Here is a 19,058-nt window from a genome sequence, read left to right as displayed (position 1 = left end):
CGTCAAAGGTTCATGCGCGCGAGCGGGAGGTCTTGGTCTTGCGAGGCTTGTGGGTCGCCGCCGCGCCGGCCGGCTTGCGCGGCGCCCGGCCGAGGCCGACCGCCTTGGCCAGCGCCGACCGCGTCGCCGAATAGGCGGGCGCGACCATCGGATAGTCGGACGGCAACCCCCATTTGGCGCAATAGGCCTCCGGGGTCAGGCCGAACCTGACCGAGAGGTGCCGCTTCAGCGACTTGTAACGTTTTCCGTCCTCGAAGCTGATCAGATGGTCGGCCGTGATGCTCTTGCGGATCGACACGGCCGGGATCGGCGCCACGCGCACGGGCTCTGGCGCTGGCGTGGGCGCGCCGCCGAGGGCGGCGCGGACGCCGCCGCCGATCAGCTCAGGCAGCTGCGCTGCGCCGATGGTGTTGTGCGATACATAGGCCGCGACGATGCGAGGCCGCGGCCATGACCCCGACGCAGCTGACCGTGTTGACCAGGGCTTCGACCTCAGGAGATCGTCACTGCAGAGGATGATCAAACGGGCCGATCACGCTCCGTGGCAGGCAGAGCCTGACGAAAGCAGGTCGCGAACCGCGCCTGAAGATCGGGTCCGAGGTTTGCGGCGTTGAAAGCCTGACGCCAGGCCCCGTTCACGGTCGCGCGCAAGGTCTCGATCATCGCACCGGCCTCTTCGGTCGAGAGACCGAAGGCGGCCGCGTTGGACAGGGCGTTGTCGAGCGTCGCCGTCCGGCCGTCCACCCCGACGCCGAGAACGAGGCGACGGTCAAGACCGACCTGGGGTTTGGGCACGACGTCGTAGAGCGGCGACAGCCGCCAGCCTGCGCCGTCGTGGATGAAGCCGTGATTGCGCAGATGGTCGTCGTCGTTGAGGACGAGGATGTTGAACACCATGCGCCGGAACAGTTCGGCCATATCGATGCGCGGCTGGGAGCCGTGGAGGCGCAGAGCCTCCGCCAGATCCGAGTATGCATAGCGCGTGCTTTCGCTCTCGTGCGCGCCCAGCATCGTGAGGCCCGAGGCGAAGGGCAGGCGTAAAGGCGAGACCAGGGTCCGGTCGAACCGTTCGATCAGATAGATGTCGCGGTCGAAAATTCGCGTGAGCTGGATCGGCGGGACGTTCAGGCCGCACGTCGTCGCCAGGCTCATGGTCGCGTATTCGATGCGGCTGACCGGGTAGAGGTCGTCCCTGGCCGGGAATTTCGCAATCCACGGACGCCCGTCGATCTCGGTCGCGGCCTTGGGCCGCGCGCCGCCGAGCGATGAGCCCGCTTCCAGCAACCGGCGCAGGCCCGGCTCCAGCCGATCGACATCGTAGACCTGCGCGGCGGCCTCGGCGAGTGCGGCCAGATCGATGCGCTCGCCGGGGGTGTCCTGATCTCCCCAGTGAGCCCGGCGACGGGGCTCTGTCTCCCCCGGGACCCCGAAGGCCAGGGCGCCAATCCGGTTGTCGCCGGACGCCAGGAGATAGTCGTACTCTTCCAAGGCCTGTGCGCCGGCCGCCTTGTCCATCAGATAGCGGCCCCAGCCGTCAGGCGCTGCGTCTCGAAGACCATTGAACAGGGCGAACCCCGGCTCGGTCCGGAACGGGGCGGGCCGGGTCCCTTCGACCGGCAAGGGAAGGGTCGTGGGATCGACGGAGACGCGATCGGGTCGGCGGACATAGCGCGTGCCGTAATCGAAAACGGCATGACTGTTGCGGCCGTCCTCGACCATGGCCAGACGTCCGGCCGGAACCCATCCGTCGTGCCGGTGGATGAAGACGATGGTCGTGAGATTGCGCATCAGAAGTCGAGGTCCGGGTCTTCAGGCGGCAGCCGGGCGCGCTTGGGCAGGCGGGCGAGTTCCTCGGTGGCGCCGACGACATCAGACGTCGGCGCGGCGATGTCCGCCAGCCGGTCGAGCATGCCCATCGCCCAGAGGGCTCCGGCCAGAACATGAAGCCCGACCTTCGGGTCGCCCTTCTCAAGGCGTTGCAGGGTGTCCGGGCTGATCAGCATGCGCTCGGCCAGAAGCTTCTGCGGTATGCGCCGCCGCCTCCGCGCTGTGGCGAGGTCGCGTCCCAACTGTCGGATGACCGCTTGAACGCGCACGGGCGGGGCTGCGCTGGATGCCGAAGCTTTTGCCATTTCAAATCCGATATAACCGGCCTAAAGAAACTTAAGGCCGTATATATACGGTTTTAAAGTTGGATGAAAGCTTACGCCTCAAAGGTGGCCCTGGGTTCAACGCTTTCGCTCTCGATGCGAGACATGACCACCGCAAGCGGGTTGAGGACCGTGCAGAGGTCAATCGGCCCAGGGGATCACCATCCGTCGCTCGACGCTCCTTCAGTTGGCGCCCACGCCGGAGACGCCGGCGAGTTCAATGAAACGAGCGCGGGCCTTGGCCTCGTCGTAGAGGATCTCGCTCTGCCGCGGCGGCGCGATGACATAGTACATGGTGACCGGCGCCAACGTCTGACGCTCGCGGCGCCAGAGCGCGAACCCCTCCCGGCCCTCCAGGCGCATCCAGGTTCCGGCGTCGTTGGGATGGTCCGGGATCGACGCCATGACGTCTCCTTTAAATGAGTGGTCGCGACGGATCGAGTCGGACGAGGTCCGGTCCGGGATGAAACACCCTGCAAAAGACCGCGGATCGGCAGGGTCGAATCAGGCCCGCTGTCCGCTTCAGTCACCGCATTTCAGGACGCTTTGTCTCGTTTCGAGCGGCAGTTTTGCGCGGCGTCTGCCCCACTACTGCCCCACTAACTCGCTTTAGCCGAATAAATCATCCGTATGCGGAGTGCGGTATTCCGCTAAATAGTTGTTTCTCTTCGAGAAAAATGGTGGATGCGACAGGGATTGAACCTGTGACCCCCTCGGTGTGAACGAGGTGCTCTCCCGCTGAGCTACGCATCCGGCCGATTCAGGAGGCGGGGACATAGCCCGGTCGCCCGGGGCTGGCAAGCCGTCAGATAGCGGGGGCCTCCAGCGCGCCCAACGTCATCCGGTGCAGCGTCTCGACCGCTACGATCAGGTCGGCGAAGCAGTCGATGACGATGTCGCCGCCCAGTTCGGCGAGGGGGACGTCGTTGTAGCCGAAGCCGGCCACCACGCAGGGGACGCCCGCCGCGCGAGCGCTGCCCGTGTCGGTGGTCGCGTCGCCGACCATCACCGCCCGGGCCGGATCGCCGCCCGCCAACTGAACCGCCTCGCGCACATGGGCGCCGTCCGGCTTGCGCGCGCTGACCCGGTCGGGGCCGGCGACCACGACGAAATGGCGCGCAAGATCGAGGGCGTCGATCAGGGCCACGGCCAGGTCGGTGCGCTTGTTGGTCGCGACACACAGGAGGGCGCCGCGCGCCGACAGGTGATCCAACGTTTCGACCACGCCCTCGAACGCCCGGCTGTCGTCGGCGATGTGGGCGACATAGTCGTCGATGAAATGGTCGAACAGTTCGGGTTCGGCGGCCTCGTCCCAGACCGCGCCGGCCTCGGCGAAGCCGTGGCGGAGCAGGGCCCGCGCGCCGTGGCCGACCAGATGGCGGGCCGAGGCCAGTGGCACGGGCGGATAGCCGCGCGGCGTCAGCATCCGGTTCAGCGTGCCGATCAGGTCCGGAGCGGAGTCCACGAGCGTGCCGTCCAGATCGAAGGCGATCGTCCAGCCCTCGAGATCGCGTGTGCGCATCGACATCTCCCCCCGTCCGCCGGGATGGGCTAGACCGCTGGCGACGACTAACGGCCGGATCGATTCATGACCAGTACTCCTCGCGCAGCCATCATCCTCGCCGCCGGCCAGGGCACGCGGATGAAGTCGTCCCTGCCCAAGGTGCTGCACCCGGTCGGCGGCCGCGCCATGCTGGATCACGCCATCGACGCCGCAGAGGCGCTGGGATGCGAGCGGATCATTGTCGTGGTCGGCGATCACTCACCCGAGGTCCGCGCCCATGTGGTCAAGCGGCTGGGCGAGGCCGCAATCGCGGTGCAGGACCCGCCCATCGGCACCGGCCATGCCGTGCGTTGCGCCGAGGCCGCGCTGAAGGGGTTCACCGGTCAGGTGGTCGTCACCTACGGAGACGTGCCGCTATTGAAGGCCGCCGATATCGAGCCGGTCTTCGCCTCGACGGACGGCGTGACGGTGATCGGCTTTGAGGCGCGCGATCCGGGCGCCTACGGGCGGCTGGTCATGGACGGAGACACCCTCGCGGCCATTACCGAGGCGAAGGAGGCGTCGGCGGAGGTGCTGGCGCTGACGGCCTGCAATTCCGGCGTCATGGCGGCGCCTTCGACCTTGCTGTTCGAGCTGTTGGCGGAGGTGCGGAATGACAATGCCAAGGGCGAATACTATCTGACCGACGTGGTCGAACTGGCCCGCCGACGCGGCGAGCCGACCCGCGCTGTCTTCGCTGATGAGGACGCCGTCATGGGGGTCAACGCCCAGGCCGAGCTGGCCGTGGCCGAGGCCCTGTTCCAGACCGTCCAGCGCGAGACCTTCCTCGCCGCCGGCGTGACCATGCCGGCGCCGGAGACGGTTCATTTCTCATTCGACACCGAGATCGGCGGCGGGACGACGATCGAGCCCTATGTCGTCTTCGGGCCGGGTGCGAAGATCGCCGGCGGCGCGCGCATCCGCAGCTTCAGCCACATCGAGGGGGCGACGGTTGCGGCCGGCGCCGATGTGGGGCCCTACGCCCGGCTGCGTCCCGGCGCGGACCTCGGCGAGGGGGTCAAGGTCGGCAATTTCGTCGAGGTCAAGAACGTCCGCATGGACGCCGGCGCCAAGGCCAACCACCTGGCCTATCTGGGCGACGGCGTGGTCGGGGCGAAGGCCAACATCGGCGCGGGCACGATCTTCTGCAACTACGACGGCTTCTTCAAACATCGCACGGTGGTGGGCGATGGGGCCTTCGTCGGGTCGAACAGTTCGCTGGTGGCGCCGGTGACCATCGGCGCCGGGGCCATGGTCGGGTCGGGTTCGGTGATTACGGCCGATGTGGCGCCGGGCGATCTGGCTCTGGCGCGCGGCAAGCAGGAGACGCTGCCCGGCTGGGCGACGCGGTTCATGGAGACCATGCGGGCGAAGAAGGCGGCGAAGGCGAAATGAGCGCGGACGACCAGAAGCGCCTCGCCGGCGAAGCCGCCGCCCTTCGGGTCGAGGCGGGCATGACCGTCGGCCTCGGCACCGGTTCGACCGCCGCCTGGTTCGTCAAGGCGTTGGCGGCGCGCGGGCTCGAGGGCCTGCGCTGCGTGCCGACCTCGGAGGCGACCGCCGAGCTGGCCCGGGAACTGGGCCTGACCCTGTCGACGCTGGAGGACACGCCGCGGATCGACCTGACCGTTGACGGCGCCGACGAGGTCGGCCCGGGTCTGGCCCTGATCAAGGGCGGCGGGGCGGCCCTGCTGCGAGAGAAGCTGGTCTGGGAGGCCTCGGCGCGCTGTCTGGTCATCGCCGACAAGGCCAAGGTGGTGCCGCTGCTGGGCGCCTTCGCTCTTCCGATCGAGGTCGTCGCCTTCGGCCACAAGACCACCGCCAACCGCATCGCCGATGTGCTGGCCGATCATGACATCGCCATGCCGGCGCGGGTGCGGACGGCCGAGCGGGGGCTGGTGCGGACCGATGGCGGCAATCTGATCTATGACGCCAAATGCGTCGCCATTCACGACCCGGTGCGGCTGGCCGATGACCTGAAGCTGATCACCGGCGTGGTCGAGCACGGCCTGTTTCTCGACCTGGCGGACGAGGCGATCATCGGCACGGACGACGGCGTCGAGGTGCTGACGCCCTGACGAGGGCCTACTGTTCGGGGGCGGGCTCTTCAGCCTCGCCTTCCTCGCGCAGCCGCTCATGCGAGCGCCGGATCGATCCGGCGATCTCGTTGGTGTCGGCGCGCTCACCCTGATGGTTGCGCTCGGCGCTGTAGAGGCCGTCGAGATAGGCCCTGTCCCAGTCTGTCAGGCTGTCGCTGATCTCCGGAGCGTCAAATACATTGAGGATCGAGGCGTAGCTGCTGGTGTCCGCGTTCGGGTCGATCTGCGCCAGCGACACCATGGCGATATAGTCGGCCAGCTGCAGGGCCGAGACGCCAGACACTTGATCGACATCGACGATGATGATCGCCCGGGTCAGGTTATCGACGATCTGGGTCGTCAGGCGGGAGGCGGAGTGGACATAGATCTGGGGCGCCTGGTCAGAGGCGTCGATGCAATCGCCCGTGCAGCGACCAGGAATACGCACCGCGATGTCCCCGGTTTCGGCATCCACCGGGATGGCCATCTGCCACCAGCGCACCGGCCGATCCGTCTCGACGAAGTCGCGCAGGGCGGCCCCGCCCCGGTCCATGCCGGCGCCGCCCATGCGGAAGGCGCGGCGCCGTTCCTCGGTAAGCTTGCGGGCGAGGTCTCCCGCGTCGGCGGTGGCGATGACCAGGAGGTTGGGGGTGCAGCCCGGATCTCCCGTGGAGAGGCCGAGGTCGGTGGCGACGGTCGAAATCCGGTCGGACAGATACTGCGCGATCTCGCCCTCAAGATTGGCCACGCCGACACAGATGCGGTCGTTCCAGCGCGCGAGGCCGCGATTCCGGTTGGGCTCGGCGACCTCGCCGACGAAGTCGCGGATCAGGCCGTCCAGCGACCTTCCGGAGACGACGACGTCCTCCAGCTGGACCGGGACCTGGCTCACAGCGGGGGCGGGCGTCTGGGGCGGGGACAGGAGCAGCGCGCCCGCGAGGAACAGTTCGATCATCATGCACGCCCTGAATTGAAGCTCTTGCGGTCACTAAGGGGGCCGCGACGGACACGGTCAACGCGAAATGGCGCGGATCGACGTCTTAGCCTTGAATCGAGGTTCGGACGACACGCCCGGACGACCCCTTATACGGGCGGGCCCGGCTATTCCGGCGCGGGGCGACTTGCCGGTGGGGGAGGGGATGGCTACCTGCCACGACGAACCTTCCGGGAAATGCGCTGTGGCTGAGACCTACGACTACGACCTGTTCGTCATCGGCGCCGGCTCGGGCGGCGTGCGCGCGGCGCGGCTGACCGCTCTCGGCGGCAAACGCGTCGCCATCGCCGAGGAGCACCGGGTCGGCGGCACCTGCGTCATCCGCGGCTGCGTGCCCAAGAAATTCATGGTCATGGCCAGCGATTTCGCCCACCAGTTTCACACCGCCGAAGGCTATGGCTGGGCCGTCGAGGCCAGCTTTGACTGGCCGAAATTCCTTCAGGCCAAGGACGTCGAGATCGCGCGCCTGTCCGGCATCTATGTCGCCAATCTGGGCAAGGCGGGTGTCGATCTGATCCACGGCCGGGCGGTGTTGAAGGACGCCCACACCGTCGAAATCCTCGGCAAGGACCAGACCATCACGGCCGAGCGGATCCTGATCGCCACCGGCGGCCGGCCTTGGGTTCCCGAGGGCCTGCCCGGCGTTGAACACGCCATCACGTCGGAAGAAGCCTTCCATCTGCCGAAACTGCCGAAACGCATCCTGATCGCCGGCGGCGGCTATATCGCTGTCGAGTTCGCCGGCATTTTCGCCGGTCTGGGCGTCGAAACCACCCTGATCTATCGCGGCCCCAACATCCTGCGTGGTTTCGACGACGATGTGCGGGCGCATCTGGCCGGTGAGATTGAGAAGCGGGGGATCAAGGTGATTCTCGGCTGCCAGCACGAGGCCATCGAGAAGACGGACACCGGTCTGCTCAGCGTGCTCGGGAACGGGATGAAGATCGAGACCGACGTTGTGATGTTCGCCACGGGCCGCGTTCCGCACGTCAAGGCGCTGGGGCTGGAGGCCGCCGGGGTCGAACTGAACGATGACGGAGCGATCAAGGTTGACCTGCATTCGAAGACGACGGCGGGCAACATCTGGGCCATCGGCGACGTCACCGATCGGATGAACCTGACCCCCGTTGCGATCCGCGAGGCGGTGGCCTTCCACGAGACGGTCTATCGCGACAATCCGCAGGCCTTTGACTACGAGGCTGTCGCCAGTGCCGTGTTCAGCCAACCGCCCGTTGGCACCGTGGGCCTGACCGAGAGCGAGGCGCGGCACAGCTGCCCCGGCAAGGTCGATGTCTATCTGACCCGGTTCCGGCCGATGAAATACGCCTTCGCCGGCTCGGACGAGCGGGTTTTGATGAAGCTGGTGGTCGACGGCCAGAGCCAGAAGGTCGTCGGAGTCCACATTGTCGGCCCCGAGGCGCCGGAGATGATCCAGCTGGCCGCCATCGCCGTGAAGGCCGGCCTGACCAAGGCCCAGTGGGACGCCACCTGCGCGGTCCATCCGACCATGGCTGAGGAACTGGTGACGCTGAAAGAGAAACAGCAGCCCGGGAATATGTCGGCGGGCTGACAAACGCGACACCGCGTTCATTGTCCCCGGGCCGCCATCCGCCTATCTTGGCGACATGAATACGCGCTGGACCCCTGATAGCTGGAGACAAAAGCCTGTCGTGCAGATGCCGACGGACTATCCCGACATGGCCGCCCTGGCGCGTGTCGAGGATGAGCTACGGGCCCTGCCTCCGCTGGTCTTCGCCGGTGAGGCGCGCCGGCTGACAGCCAAACTGGCCCAGGTCGAGGCCGGGGAGGCCTTCCTGCTGCAGGGCGGCGACTGCGCCGAGAGCTTCAAGGAGTTCTCGACCGACAACATCCGCGACACCTTCCGCCTGATCCTGCAGATGGCGGTGGTCCTGACCTTTGCAGGCCGCAAGCCAGTGGTGAAGGTGGGCCGCATCGCCGGCCAATTCGCCAAGCCGCGGTCGTCCTCGCTGGAGACCATCGGCGACGAGACCCTGCCCAGCTATCGCGGCGACATCATCAACGGCATGGCTTTCACACCCGAAGAGCGCCTGCCCGATCCGCAGCGGCTGCTGCGCGCCTACAACCAGTCGGCCTCGACCCTGAACCTGCTGCGCGCCTTCGCCGGCGGGGGATATGCCGATCTGTACAACATCCACCGCTGGACGATGGGGTTCGCCGCCGACAGCGCCTATGGCCACAAATATCGCGAGCTGGCCGACAAGATCACCGAGGCCCTTGCCTTCATGGAGGCGGTCGGCGTCACGCCCGAAAGCCACCCCGACCTCAGCCGGGTCGAGGTCTTCACCAGCCACGAGGCTTTGCTGCTGAACCTCGAAGGCGCCCTGACGCGGCTGGACGGCGCCACCGGCGAATGGTTCGACACTTCGGCACATATGGTCTGGATCGGCGAGCGAACCCGTCAGCTGGACGGCGCCCATGTCGAGTTCGCGCGGGGCATCAAAAACCCGATCGGCCTGAAATGCGGGCCGACCATGGAGCCCGATGACCTGCTGGCCCTGATCGATGTGCTGAACCCCGACAACACGCCGGGTCGTCTGACCCTGATCGGTCGGTTCGGTTCGGACAAGGTCGGCGAGCGCCTGCCGCGCCTGATGAAGGCGTTGAAGGCCGAGGGGCGGCGGGTGGTCTGGTCGATCGACCCGATGCACGGCAACACCCTGAAGGCCGGCAATGGATACAAGACGCGGCCGTTCGAACGCATCCTCGGCGAGGTCCGCGGCTTCATCGATGTGGCCGAGGCCGAGGGGGTCCACCCCGGCGGCGTCCATCTCGAGATGACCGGGCAGAACGTCACCGAATGTATTGGCGGGGCCCAGGCCCTGACCGAGGACGACCTGTCCAGCCGCTATCACACCCATTGCGACCCGCGGCTGAACGCCGACCAGGCGCTGGAGCTGGCCTTCCTCGTGGCCGAGCGGCTGAACGCCGGACGCCGCGCCCAGTCGGAAGCGGCCTGAGATGGAGGGCGTCGGCAGACCGGCGACTGATGACCTCGGGCTTGAAGGCGGAGGAGGACGCTGCGCCTACCAGGGCGCGCCCGGGGCGTTCAGCCATGAAGCCTGTATCGACCTGCGACCGTGGGACGAGGCGGTGCCCTATGACAGCTTCGAAGCCGCCATCAGCGCGCTGAAGGCCGGCGATGTCGGCTGCGCCCTGATCCCGGTCGAGAACACCACCGTCGGCCGGGTCGAACCGGCGGCCAGCCTGGTCGAGGCGGCGGGCCTGACCGTGGTGTCCGAAGCCTGGCGGCCGATCCGTCTGGCCCTGATGGCACCGGCCGGGGCCAGCCTGCGGACGGTCAGGACCGCCGAGAGCCATCCGCTGGCCCTGCGTCAGTGCCCCGCTTCTCTGTCCACCCTCGGGCTCATCCCGGTCGAGGCCTTCGACACCGCCGGCGCCGCGCGGGCCGTGGCGGAGGCGGGCGACGTCAGCCGGGCCGCCGTGGCTCCGGCGCGGGCCGCCGAAGTCTATGAATTGTCGATTTTGCGCAACGACATTCAGGATTTCGAGGACAACCGCACGCGTTTTGTCCTGTTGAGCGCCAGCACGGGTTGACGCCGCACGATCTGTGCGCCCTTTGGGTCGCATGGTCCGCTCGCAAGCCATCGCTGCGACTGCATTCACCCGCGTTTTCGCGGCCGTGGACCTGTATTTTTACGGCTTTCGATACGCCGGCTGAGGCGTCGGGGACTTCGTCCTGATGACCTCGCCGGCGACCGCCCCGGAACGGGGCGGCGGCTCGCAAAACCCCTTTGCCGTCCATCGAAATCGAGAGCCCTTTCCCCGTGCCCCATTCCTGTACCAAGCCCGCCCTCCAGCAAGTCTGGCCCGCCGCGACCGATATCTCGCCAGAGCACATGGCGCTCGCCGCCCTGCGTCATGAGATCGACCAGATCGATGACGACCTGCTGGCCCTCTTCGAACGCCGCCTCGCTATCGCCGCCCGCGTCGGCCAGGCCAAGGACGCACCCACCGGCCCCCATGTGAAGCTGCGGCCCGACCGCGAACAGGCGGTGCTGGCGCGAATGCTCGACCGCGCCCGTCCCGACAACCGCGAGGCGGTCGGGAGCCTGTGGCGGCAGATCGTCGGTTGGGGTCTGGCCCGTCAGGGCCGGATCGAGGTGCGGGTCTGGTCGCCGGTGGAGCCCACAAGGGCGTTCGACGGCGCCCGCCTGCGTTTCGGGGCGGCGGCCGACATGCGCTCCGTCCGCGATCCGCAGTCCGCCCTGGCCTGGGCGGCCGAGGGCCATGGCGTCGCCGTGCTGGCGGTCAACGCCGACGACGCCTGGTGGATGGGCCTGCGCCGCGAATGGTCGATGCTGAGCGTGTTCGACGGCTTCGGCGGCGAGACGCCCACGGCGCTGGCGGTCGGCCGGATCGACCCCGCGGCGCTGCCGACGGGGCGGCGAGTCATTGTCGATGCAGGCGGAGACGCCGGCGACGGCGGAGGCATCCGCCGTCGGGGCTTGGCGACCCACCACGGATGGACCCTGTCGCTGACCGACGCGAAACTGCCGGTCGGCGGCGACGAAGGCTGCGTCGGCGCGATCGGCTGATTGCCTCGCCTCCGGGTCAGCCCGCCTTGGCGGCCCGGATGGCGCGGTCGATGTCCGCGGGCTGGATGCTGGCCATTGCCCGACCGTTGATGAAGAAGGTCGGCGTGCCCTGAAGGCCGAGGTTCGCCGCTGACATCTGGATGTCAGCCAGGTGCCGGGCGATCTCGGGACTGGCCATCGCCGTCCTGGCCGTCGGCAGAACGACGCCGTTGGCGGCGAGGATGCGGTCGATGGCGGCCTTGGTCAGCGCCGGTTCGGCCATCAACGCCCGGAACACCGGCAGGTATTTGCCTTGACGGTGGGCGGCCTGGGCCGCGCGGGCGGCGTAGTGCGAGGTATCGTCGGTTCCCCGGTCCAGGATCGGCCAGTCCTTGAAGACGAACCGGACATCGGGGTGGGTCTGCATCAGACGCAGCACCTCAGGCGCGGTTGATTTGCAGCCCGGGCAGCGAAAGTCGAAGAACTCGACCACGGTCACCCGGGCATCGGCCGGGCCGAAGGCGGGGTCGCGCGCATCGATCGCGAGCAGGGAGGGATTCGCGGCAACTCGCGCCGTCATTTCCTGTGCATGCACCCGCGTCTGGGCGATCTGGGTCTGCTGGGCTTTTTCTTCCAGCTTGAGGCTGACCTCCTGCAGGATTTCCGGGTTCTCCAGCAGATAGGAGCGGACCCGGCCATCGAAGTCGCGGCCGGTCGCGTAGGGGGCGACAGCCAGTACGAGGGCGATGACGGACACGGCCAGGGCGGTCATGCCGGCGCGGGGCCCGGTCAGGAAGCCGCCGCGGGGTGTCTCAGGCGTTTCGGTCATGCGGGTTCTCGGTACGAAGGCTTAGCCGGCGGGAATGACGCCGCCCCGGTCGCGGCGGCTATTGCGGCGGTCGACGTCGTCGACGTCCTGCTGGGTCGCGCCCGAGGCGAAGACAATGTCCATGGCGCGGGTCCATTCGGCCGTGCCGGGCTCCAGCATGTCGCGGGCGCGCAGGGCGAATTGGGTGGCCTGCACCTCGGCCCCGCCGGCGAAATACATTTCGGCTGAGGCCAACCGCGCCTCGCCCTCCTTGCCCTGGGCGGCATAGGCCTGACTCATCAGCCGCCACGCCATGGTGTTGTCATTCTCCAGCGCCGTGGCGCGTTTCAGCTCTGCTATAGCCGGGTCCAGCATAGCCAGATCGTGGGTCTCGATCAGGGCGTGGGCCAGGTTGATGCGCAGCAGGGGGGCGTCCGGCCGCAGTTCGACCGAGCGCTGGTGCGCTCCGATGGCCTCGGCGGGCCGGCCCTCCTCGAACAGGATTTGGCCCTTCAGTTCCCAGAAATAGGGATTCTCGGGCTGTTCGGTCAGAAGGGTGTCGACGGCGGACAGGGCCTTTTCGGTCTGACCGTCGCGGTACCAGGCGATGGCCCGCGCATAGCGGCCGGGCAGGGAGACATCGCTTTCGGGATAATCCCGCAGCGTCTGGTTCGGCTCGTCCATAAAGGCGTGGATCTTGGCCAGGATCAGGGTGTGCTGGGCGACCCGTTCGGGGCTGTCCGAACGATCGTAGTTGGACTGTTCCGCGACGAAGCGGCGCAAGTTTTCGATCCGGTCGGACGACAGCGGGTGGCTGCGGAAATAGGGGAAGCGACGGGCGTCGGAAAAGACTTCCTGCGAGCGGAAATTCTCGAAGAAGCTGACCAGACCACGGCCGGATTCGCCGGCGTTCTCGAGGGCGCGGGCGCCGGTGTTGTCTGCCTCGCCTTCCTGATGGGTCATGTAGCGCAGGGCGCTGAGGGTGCCGAAATACTGGCTGTTGCCCAGCAGCACTGCGCCGGCCTGGGGCGCGCCGGCCGCGATGGCCAGGGCGCCGAGGGCCATGGTCATGAGCATGGGTTGCATGCCGGCGCCCTGGGCCCCGTCCCGCAGGGTGTGGCGGTTCTTGATATGCCCGGCCTCGTGGGCCAGCACGCCGAGCAGCTCGTTGGCAGTTCGGGTCTTCAGGATCAGGCCGGTGTTTACGCCCATGATCCGGCCACGCGTGGCGAAGGCGTTCAGATCGTTCTCGTTGATGAGCAGGATCTCGACCTCGGTCGGTTCCAGCCCCATGGCGACAAGCACCGGGTCGGCCCACTCATGAATGATGCCCTCGATCTCGGTGTCCCGGATCGCGCTCTGGGCCGAGGCGGGCGAGGCCGCCGCCAGCACAAGGCCCATGGCGGCGGCGACGCCCGTTGCGCGGAAGGCGGTGCGGGACAACCAGTTCAAGCCGAACTCCTCATACCCGGAACACCCCCGCAACGATCCTCACTATCTAATCACGGCCATTCAGCGGCGCCACCATCCGCGCTTGGGCTTCTCGGGAGGGGCCACGATCTGGTTCGGGTCGTCCGCAATCAGGGCGGCGACGTCGATTTCGGGCTGCGGGGCCGGCGTGGGCTCGACCACAGCGGCGACTTCGGGCTCCGGCGCGGCCTCGATTTCAGCTGCAGCCTCAACCGGCGTGACGTCCAGCACGGCGGGTTCGGCGGCGGGCTCGATTTCGTTGGGCTCGATGTCCGACGTCGGTCCCGCGGCCGATTCCGCAGTCGCGGAGGCCGAGACCTTGCGGCGCACGCGGCGGCGCTTGGGTTCCTCGGCGGCGGCGACCGGAGCGGCATCTGCAGCATCATCGACGACCACAGCCATCGGCGTGTCGGCTGAACCGTCCGGCGGCATGCCTTCGTTGGTGGCGCGGGTCTCGACCTTGACCTCGTGGGTCAGGCCCTCGTTGCCACGATCCCGGCCACGGCCGCGACCGCGGCGACGACGCGAGCGCGGGCCGCGTTCCCCGCCGATCTCGCCCTCGGGATGTTCGCCGACGACTTCATCGACGTCCCTCGCCGACGTAGCGGCCACAGCGTCGCCCGCGGCGACCTCGGACCGTTCCGGATTGATCGGATCGAACCAGACATAGGGATCTTCCAGCGACGGGGTGCGGCCGCGCACCCAGTTGAAGCCATCGCGCTCGCCGCCTTCTTCCCGCACGCGGCGTCCGCCACGGCGGCCCCGGCGACGGCGACGGCCGCTTTCGCTGTCGTCATCGTCCTCGCCGGCGGCGAGTTCGGGGGCGGCAGGCGCGGCGTCATCAGTTGAGGTTTCAGGGCCGTCACGACGTCCGCCGCGGCGGCGACGGCCACGGCGTCCGGCGCCTTCGCCCTCGTGGCGTTCGGCCCGCTCGCGCGGCTGGTCGTCGTCGGCGTCCTCGGCGTCGAGGTCGGAATCGTCGTCGCCGGCGATGAATTCCTCGCCATCCTCGTCCTCATCGGCATAGGCGCTGTCGTCGAAATCGTCGTCGAGGTCGATGAAGGCTTCGGGCCGTTCTTCCGGAACGAAGTCCTCGTTGGTCTCGGTGCGTTCGACGGCGTGTTCGCCCTGGCCGAGGCTGTCGTCGATCAGGATGACGACGTTCAGGCCGCGCTGGGCCAGCATGCGCTGCAGATAGTCGCGCTTGTGGTTCAGGATGTAGAGGGCGACGGCGGTGCACAGGCGCAGATTGATCGAGCCCGCGCCGCTCTTGCCGGCCTCGATGTCTACGGCCCGCAGGGTCATTAGCGCGGCGCTCTCGGCGGAGCGGACACGTCCGGCGCCCTGGCAGTGCGGGCAGGCCTCGGTGGCGCCCTCAATGACGCCGAGGCGACGGCGCTGGCGGCTGATCTCCATCAGGCCGAAACCCGAGATGCGGCCCATCTGGATGCGGGCGCGATCCTTGGCCAGGGCGTCCTTGAGAGCTTTTTCGACGGCGCGGTTGTTCTTCGACTCATCCATGTCGATGAAGTCGATGACGATCAGGCCGGCGAGGTCGCGCAGACGCAGCTGGCGGGCAGCCTCGACGGCGGCCTCCATATTGGTCTTGGTCGCGGTGGCCTCGACGTTGCGCTCCTTGGTGGCGCGGCCGGAGTTGACGTCGATGGCGACCAGGGCCTCGGTCTGGTTGATGACCAGATAGCCGCCGGAGTGAAGCGGCACGACCGGCTGGTGAATCTGGGTCAGCATCTCCTCGATGCCGTTGGTGGCGAACAGTGGCCGGGCGCCCTGGTACAGGTGCACCTTCTTCGACTGCGAGGGCATCAGCACGCGCATGAAGTCGCGCGCCTCCTTGAAGCCCTCGACGCCCTCGACCTGGATGCCGTCGAAATCCTTGTCGAACATATCGCGGACGGCGCGGCGGACGAGGTTTTCTTCCTCATAGATGATCGAAGGAGCGTTCGATTTCAGCGTGGTCTCGCGGATCGTTTCCCACAGGCGCAGCAGATATTCGTAGTCGCGCTTGATCTCGGCCTTGGTGCGTTTGGCGCCGGCGGTGCGGATAATCAGGCCCATGCCCTGGGGCACGTGCAGGGCGGCCGCGGCGGCCTTCAGGCGCTTGCGGTCGGTGACCTGGGTGATCTTGCGGGAGATGCCGCCGCCCTTGCCGGTGTTGGGCATCAGCACGCAGTAACGGCCGGCCAGCGACAGCCAGGTGGTCAAAGCCGCGCCCTTGCCGCCGCGCTCGTCCTTGACGACCTGGACCAGCATGACCTGGCGGCGCTTGATGACGTCCTGGATCTTGTAGCGGCGCATCAGGCGGCGCTTGAGCCGCTCTTCCTCGGCCATGCCGCCTTCGGATTCGTCGTCGCTTTCGCGGGCGTGTTCGTCGTGCTCGTCGTCTTCCGAATGCGCCTCGGCCATGATGGCTTCGCGGTCGGCGACGGGGATCTGGTAGTAGTCCGGGTGGATTTCGCTGAAGGCGAGGAAGCCGTGGCGGTTGCCACCGTATTCCACGAACGCAGCCTGCAGGCTGGGCTCTACGCGAACGACCTTGGCGAGATAGATGTTGCCGCGAAGCTGGCGCTTGGCGCGGGATTCAAAGTCGAATTCCTCGACCTGACGGCCCTCGACGATGGCGACCCGGGTCTCCTCGGGATGCGCGGCGTCGATCAACATGGTCTTTGACATGGAAAGTCTCTCTCTGGCGCGCTCGGCCATCCCCGCGAAGGGGGCAGGCGGCTCGCCGAATGGGATTGGGGGCGGACGCAGGCGCCATCCCGTCGCCGCGGCGGATGCCGTAGGCGAGGTCGGTCAGATCAGACCGGAAGGGAGCGCAGGCGATAAGGCCCATGGGGTTCAGTATGGTCCTGGGCCCGGACGCGCCGTCTAAGGGCGTCCCGAACCCGGTCGTTGAACAGGCGGGGGTAACCGGCCGGTTCTCGGATCAGTGAAAGTCATGCCGCGAAGAGGGCGCGCCCGAGCCTGAGGGTTCAGGGGACGCGATCGTTCGCGAGCCCGGCAAGCATAGGCATGCCGATCGTGAATTAAAAGCCGCGTACGCTTTAACCGGTTGGCGACGACGTTGCGGCATTATGGGTCCAACCAAGAAGGTGGGTCTCCGTCAAAATGAACGGACTGTCGCGTATCAACCTGACGCAGTGGCTCCCCGGATCACGTCCGGGGATGACGGGTCGTGAATGGGCGATGACGGCGATGGCCTTCGTCGTGATTTGCGTCGTTCTGCTCGCGGCCGGGCGCGGACTGGCGTCCGGCGCCATGGGCGAGGTGCTGCGCGTCCGCTTCGGCGGCGACGCGGAACACACCCGCGTCGTGCTCGATCTGGACCGGACCTCGCGCGGACAGGTGATCCAGGCCGGCGGCGACGGCCGGGTGGTGGTGTCGCTGGCCGGCGTGTCGCCCGCCAACCGCGGCCTGACAGGAGCGGGCACAGGCCTGGTCCGCGGCTGGCGCGTCACCGGCGCGGGCGCCGCCTCGCGGGTCGAGCTGGACCTGGCGACCAGCGCCGAGATCGAACGCCGCTTCCTGCTGCCGCCCGGCGACGGCATCGCCCATTTCCGTTACGTGATCGACCTGAAGGCCACCGGGCGCGCCCCGACGGCCCCGGCCCGGACCCCGCCGCCCCGCGTGGAGCGGCCCGCCGAACGGCCCCTCATTTTCATCGACGCCGGCCATGGCGGCCGCGACCCCGGCGCCAGCGGGACCGGGTCCCGCGAGAGCGCCGTCACCCTGGCCGCCGCCCTGGCGCTGAAACAGGAGCTGGAGCGCACCGGCCGCTATCGCGTGCGCCTGACCCGCGAGAGCGACGCCTATGTCGCCCTGTACCGCCGCGTGGCCATCGCCCGTCAGGCCGACGCTGACCTGTTCATCAGCCTGCACGCCGACGCCGGCGCCGATCCGGCCACGCGCGGGGCGAGCGTCTACACCCTGTCCGAACAGGGCGCGGGCCGGGCCGTGCGCGAGTTCACCCGCGGCGAAAACTGGCACCGCAGCCTGAACCTGCCGGGGCGCGACCCGTCGGTCGACCGCATCCTGCTGGACATGACCCAGCGCGCCACCCAGAACCGCTCGGCCCAGCTGGCCCGCACCCTGCTGGGCGAGCTGGAGGGCGCCGACCATCCGATGCTGCGCCGCAGCCACCGCGACGCCGGTCTGGCCGTGCTGCTGGCCCCCGATGTGCCCGCTGTGCTGCTGGAGATGGGCTTCATCACCAATCCCGAGGACGAGCGGATGCTCAACGACAGCCGCGCCCGCCGCCGCCTGATGCGCGCCGTGGCCGACGGCATCGACCGCTATTTTCGCGAGCCCTCGGGCACGCTGCAGATGGCCTCGAACGGCGGAGCACAGGGCCAGCCCTAGCGCACGGTCTCCCAGCCGGGCGGCGGGATGAGGCCCTGATCGATCAGGGACTGCGCGCCGCGATCGAACTCGGCCCGGCCGCAGGCGCGGAGTCCGTCGAGTGCGACAAGCCGCCAGGACTCCGCCGCCACCGCATCCCGCCAGGCCGTCAGCTGTTCACGCCGCCACTGCGCAGAGCACACGAGGCGCCGCCGCTCCAGCTCGGCGGGGGTCGGCTTCGGCCGGCGGGGGCGGGGCGGGCGGTGAAAGGGCATCGGACCTCCGGAGCGGACACGCAGAAACGACCCGCGCCGGACGGCGCGAGGGGCGGGAAGGCGGCGGAGCGCCGGACCGGAGCCCGGAGACAATGACATTAACCGTTTCGGCCTCGGCCGGACGCTCCGCGCGGAGAGTGATCGGAAGCTTGCGTCCGGTGGCGGTTTTATCGCCTTACCGCAGCGCCTCCGGCGGGCGGGCCGTGCTTGCGACACGGTCCCCGGACCGGGCGAGTATCCCCCTCGCCCCTGACATCCGTTTGGTTATCAGACCCCGGGCGTCGTTCGTCTTGACCTGACGAACCGGAACCGGGCCCCCGCTTCTCCACATCCCGCCGCCAAAGAACACAAGGCCTTTGCGCCTCCCCTGCGACGGAACGGGGAGATTATGGGAGGGGCTGTTCCTATGGCGGGCTGGGGACGCTGTACTTTTTTGAAGGCGAGCGGAATCAGTGGGTTGGAGGCGCTGGATATGCTGACAATCGGCGAATGGGTAGCAGGCTGGCGAGGCCAGCGGATGCAGACCCGACAGCCATACAGGGTGCGAAAGCGGACTTTCGCGGCCGGATCACAAAATGTCCGCTAGCGACCGAGGCTGTGTAAAAACTCACTGCGCTAGAAAACTCGCGCACGATCTTTCGATCAAAGCGGCGACAGACAGAATAATGCCCGAAGATCGACCGTTCTCCAGCTTCATCTTAGAATGAAGTTGCTATCAGATTCGGCGCGTTGACGCTTTTACACAGCCTCGACCCTGTGTGGACGGCTCTCCGTCGGCAAGGGGTAATCGAACTATCTGCAACG

17 protein-coding genes and 1 tRNA gene are annotated in these 19,058 nt (G+C 67.9%); 7 read left to right on the top strand and 11 right to left on the bottom strand.

What is annotated here, in order from left to right; genetic code table 11:
- Window positions 1–10: 10 nt before the first annotated feature.
- The 6 genes from ACTIEW_RS14210 to ACTIEW_RS14185 all read right to left on the bottom strand — a co-directional run bounded on the left by ACTIEW_RS14210 (window position 11) and on the right by ACTIEW_RS14185 (window position 3,672).
- Window positions 11–523 (bottom strand): MucR family transcriptional regulator, encoded by a 513-nt coding sequence (locus ACTIEW_RS14210; RefSeq protein WP_439478557.1) that lies wholly within the window; start codon window positions 521–523, stop codon window positions 11–13.
- Window positions 520–1,788 (bottom strand): type II toxin-antitoxin system HipA family toxin, encoded by a 1,269-nt coding sequence (locus tag ACTIEW_RS14205; RefSeq protein WP_439478556.1) that lies wholly within the window; start codon window positions 1,786–1,788, stop codon window positions 520–522. The genes ACTIEW_RS14210 and ACTIEW_RS14205 overlap by 4 nt, the downstream gene beginning before the upstream one ends.
- The gene (locus ACTIEW_RS14200) at window positions 1,788–2,132 is read right to left on the bottom strand and encodes a helix-turn-helix domain-containing protein (RefSeq protein WP_439478555.1); all 345 of its coding nucleotides are present in this window, start codon (window positions 2,130–2,132) and stop codon (window positions 1,788–1,790) included. Before ACTIEW_RS14200 ends, ACTIEW_RS14205 begins: the two co-directional genes overlap by 1 nt.
- A gap of 201 nt (window positions 2,133–2,333) precedes the next feature.
- Window positions 2,334–2,555, bottom strand: coding sequence for a hypothetical protein (locus ACTIEW_RS14195; protein WP_439478554.1), 222 nt, complete (start codon window positions 2,553–2,555; stop codon window positions 2,334–2,336).
- A 273-nt stretch (window positions 2,556–2,828) separates the two neighbouring features.
- A tRNA-Val gene (locus ACTIEW_RS14190) sits at window positions 2,829–2,903 on the bottom strand.
- A 52-nt stretch (window positions 2,904–2,955) separates the two neighbouring features.
- The gene (locus ACTIEW_RS14185; protein ID WP_439478553.1) at window positions 2,956–3,672 is read right to left on the bottom strand and encodes an HAD hydrolase-like protein; all 717 of its coding nucleotides are present in this window, start codon (window positions 3,670–3,672) and stop codon (window positions 2,956–2,958) included.
- Between the two features lie 66 nt (window positions 3,673–3,738).
- Here ACTIEW_RS14185 and glmU point away from each other — a divergent pair, with 66 nt between their 5' ends.
- Together glmU and rpiA are read left to right on the top strand one after the other, a co-directional pair.
- The gene (gene glmU / locus ACTIEW_RS14180) at window positions 3,739–5,088 is read left to right on the top strand and encodes a bifunctional UDP-N-acetylglucosamine diphosphorylase/glucosamine-1-phosphate N-acetyltransferase GlmU (protein ID WP_439478552.1); all 1,350 of its coding nucleotides are present in this window, start codon (window positions 3,739–3,741) and stop codon (window positions 5,086–5,088) included.
- A complete protein-coding gene (gene rpiA, locus ACTIEW_RS14175; RefSeq protein ID WP_439478551.1) occupies window positions 5,085–5,771 on the top strand; it encodes a ribose-5-phosphate isomerase RpiA in 687 nt (228 codons plus the stop codon). The genes glmU and rpiA overlap by 4 nt, the downstream gene beginning before the upstream one ends.
- Window positions 5,772–5,778: 7 nt before the next feature.
- On the opposite strand, the gene ACTIEW_RS14170 is transcribed toward rpiA, so the two are convergent.
- Window positions 5,779–6,729, bottom strand: coding sequence for a hypothetical protein (locus ACTIEW_RS14170; protein ID WP_439478550.1), 951 nt, complete (start codon window positions 6,727–6,729; stop codon window positions 5,779–5,781).
- 220 nt (window positions 6,730–6,949) lie between these two features.
- On the opposite strand from ACTIEW_RS14170, the gene gor reads away from it, so the two are divergent.
- The 4 genes from gor to ACTIEW_RS14150 all read left to right on the top strand — a co-directional run bounded on the left by gor (window position 6,950) and on the right by ACTIEW_RS14150 (window position 11,363).
- Window positions 6,950–8,335, top strand: coding sequence for a glutathione-disulfide reductase (gene gor / locus ACTIEW_RS14165; RefSeq protein WP_439478549.1), 1,386 nt, complete (start codon window positions 6,950–6,952; stop codon window positions 8,333–8,335).
- A gap of 55 nt (window positions 8,336–8,390) precedes the next feature.
- Window positions 8,391–9,764: a class II 3-deoxy-7-phosphoheptulonate synthase gene (locus ACTIEW_RS14160; RefSeq protein WP_439478548.1), complete on the top strand. Its 1,374-nt coding sequence runs from the start codon at window positions 8,391–8,393 to the stop codon at window positions 9,762–9,764.
- Between the two features lies 1 nt (window position 9,765).
- The gene (locus ACTIEW_RS14155) at window positions 9,766–10,362 is read left to right on the top strand and encodes a prephenate dehydratase domain-containing protein (protein ID WP_439478547.1); all 597 of its coding nucleotides are present in this window, start codon (window positions 9,766–9,768) and stop codon (window positions 10,360–10,362) included.
- A 230-nt stretch (window positions 10,363–10,592) separates the two neighbouring features.
- Entirely contained in the window at window positions 10,593–11,363 is a 771-nt protein-coding gene (locus ACTIEW_RS14150; protein ID WP_439478546.1) for a chorismate mutase, read from the top strand.
- Between the two features lie 16 nt (window positions 11,364–11,379).
- Here ACTIEW_RS14150 and ACTIEW_RS14145 read toward each other — a convergent pair whose 3' ends face one another.
- Genes ACTIEW_RS14145 through ACTIEW_RS14135 form a run of 3 tightly spaced genes read right to left on the bottom strand, consistent with a single transcriptional unit; the run spans window position 11,380 to window position 16,311 of the window.
- The gene (locus ACTIEW_RS14145; protein WP_439478545.1) at window positions 11,380–12,171 is read right to left on the bottom strand and encodes a thioredoxin domain-containing protein; all 792 of its coding nucleotides are present in this window, start codon (window positions 12,169–12,171) and stop codon (window positions 11,380–11,382) included.
- Window positions 12,172–12,192: 21 nt separating this feature from the next.
- Window positions 12,193–13,602 carry a M48 family metalloprotease gene (locus ACTIEW_RS14140; RefSeq protein ID WP_439478544.1) on the bottom strand — a complete coding sequence of 470 codons (1,410 nt, stop codon included), beginning with the start codon at window positions 13,600–13,602 and terminating at the stop codon, window positions 12,193–12,195.
- Between the two features lie 60 nt (window positions 13,603–13,662).
- Window positions 13,663–16,311 (bottom strand): Rne/Rng family ribonuclease, encoded by a 2,649-nt coding sequence (locus ACTIEW_RS14135; RefSeq protein WP_439478543.1) that lies wholly within the window; start codon window positions 16,309–16,311, stop codon window positions 13,663–13,665.
- Window positions 16,312–16,806: 495 nt separating this feature from the next.
- Between ACTIEW_RS14135 and ACTIEW_RS14130 the strand changes: the two genes are divergently transcribed.
- Entirely contained in the window at window positions 16,807–18,000 is a 1,194-nt protein-coding gene (locus tag ACTIEW_RS14130) for an N-acetylmuramoyl-L-alanine amidase family protein (RefSeq protein WP_439478542.1), read from the top strand.
- Here the strand turns inward: ACTIEW_RS14130 and ACTIEW_RS14125 are convergent.
- Window positions 17,997–18,254, bottom strand: coding sequence for a hypothetical protein (locus ACTIEW_RS14125; protein ID WP_439478541.1), 258 nt, complete (start codon window positions 18,252–18,254; stop codon window positions 17,997–17,999). The genes ACTIEW_RS14130 and ACTIEW_RS14125 overlap by 4 nt on opposite strands.
- Between the last annotated feature and the right edge of the window lie 804 nt (window positions 18,255–19,058).

This window comes from Brevundimonas sp. (assembly GCF_051860745.1).
GTDB lineage: Bacteria > Pseudomonadota > Alphaproteobacteria > Caulobacterales > Caulobacteraceae > Brevundimonas.
This window is presented reverse-complemented; position numbering and strand designations above follow the sequence as displayed.

What these genes read in the sequence shown, in the direction of transcription:
- ACTIEW_RS14185 (WP_439478553.1), bottom strand. Translation starts at nt 3,672, where the DNA reads ATGCGCACACGCGATCTCGAGGGCTGGACGATCGCCTTCGATCTGGAC.
- glmU (WP_439478552.1), top strand. Translation starts at nt 3,739, where the DNA reads ATGACCAGTACTCCTCGCGCAGCCATCATCCTCGCCGCCGGCCAGGGC.
- ACTIEW_RS14125 (WP_439478541.1), bottom strand. Translation starts at nt 18,254, where the DNA reads ATGCCCTTTCACCGCCCGCCCCGCCCCCGCCGGCCGAAGCCGACCCCC.
- rpiA (WP_439478551.1), top strand. Translation starts at nt 5,085, where the DNA reads ATGAGCGCGGACGACCAGAAGCGCCTCGCCGGCGAAGCCGCCGCCCTT.
- ACTIEW_RS14155 (WP_439478547.1), top strand. Translation starts at nt 9,766, where the DNA reads ATGGAGGGCGTCGGCAGACCGGCGACTGATGACCTCGGGCTTGAAGGC.
- ACTIEW_RS14170 (WP_439478550.1), bottom strand. Translation starts at nt 6,729, where the DNA reads ATGATGATCGAACTGTTCCTCGCGGGCGCGCTGCTCCTGTCCCCGCCC.
- ACTIEW_RS14205 (WP_439478556.1), bottom strand. Translation starts at nt 1,788, where the DNA reads ATGCGCAATCTCACGACCATCGTCTTCATCCACCGGCACGACGGATGG.
- ACTIEW_RS14130 (WP_439478542.1), top strand. Translation starts at nt 16,807, where the DNA reads ATGACGGGTCGTGAATGGGCGATGACGGCGATGGCCTTCGTCGTGATT.
- ACTIEW_RS14160 (WP_439478548.1), top strand. Translation starts at nt 8,391, where the DNA reads ATGAATACGCGCTGGACCCCTGATAGCTGGAGACAAAAGCCTGTCGTG.
- ACTIEW_RS14200 (WP_439478555.1), bottom strand. Translation starts at nt 2,132, where the DNA reads ATGGCAAAAGCTTCGGCATCCAGCGCAGCCCCGCCCGTGCGCGTTCAA.
- ACTIEW_RS14195 (WP_439478554.1), bottom strand. Translation starts at nt 2,555, where the DNA reads ATGGCGTCGATCCCGGACCATCCCAACGACGCCGGAACCTGGATGCGC.
- ACTIEW_RS14135 (WP_439478543.1), bottom strand. Translation starts at nt 16,311, where the DNA reads ATGTCAAAGACCATGTTGATCGACGCCGCGCATCCCGAGGAGACCCGG.
- ACTIEW_RS14145 (WP_439478545.1), bottom strand. Translation starts at nt 12,171, where the DNA reads ATGACCGAAACGCCTGAGACACCCCGCGGCGGCTTCCTGACCGGGCCC.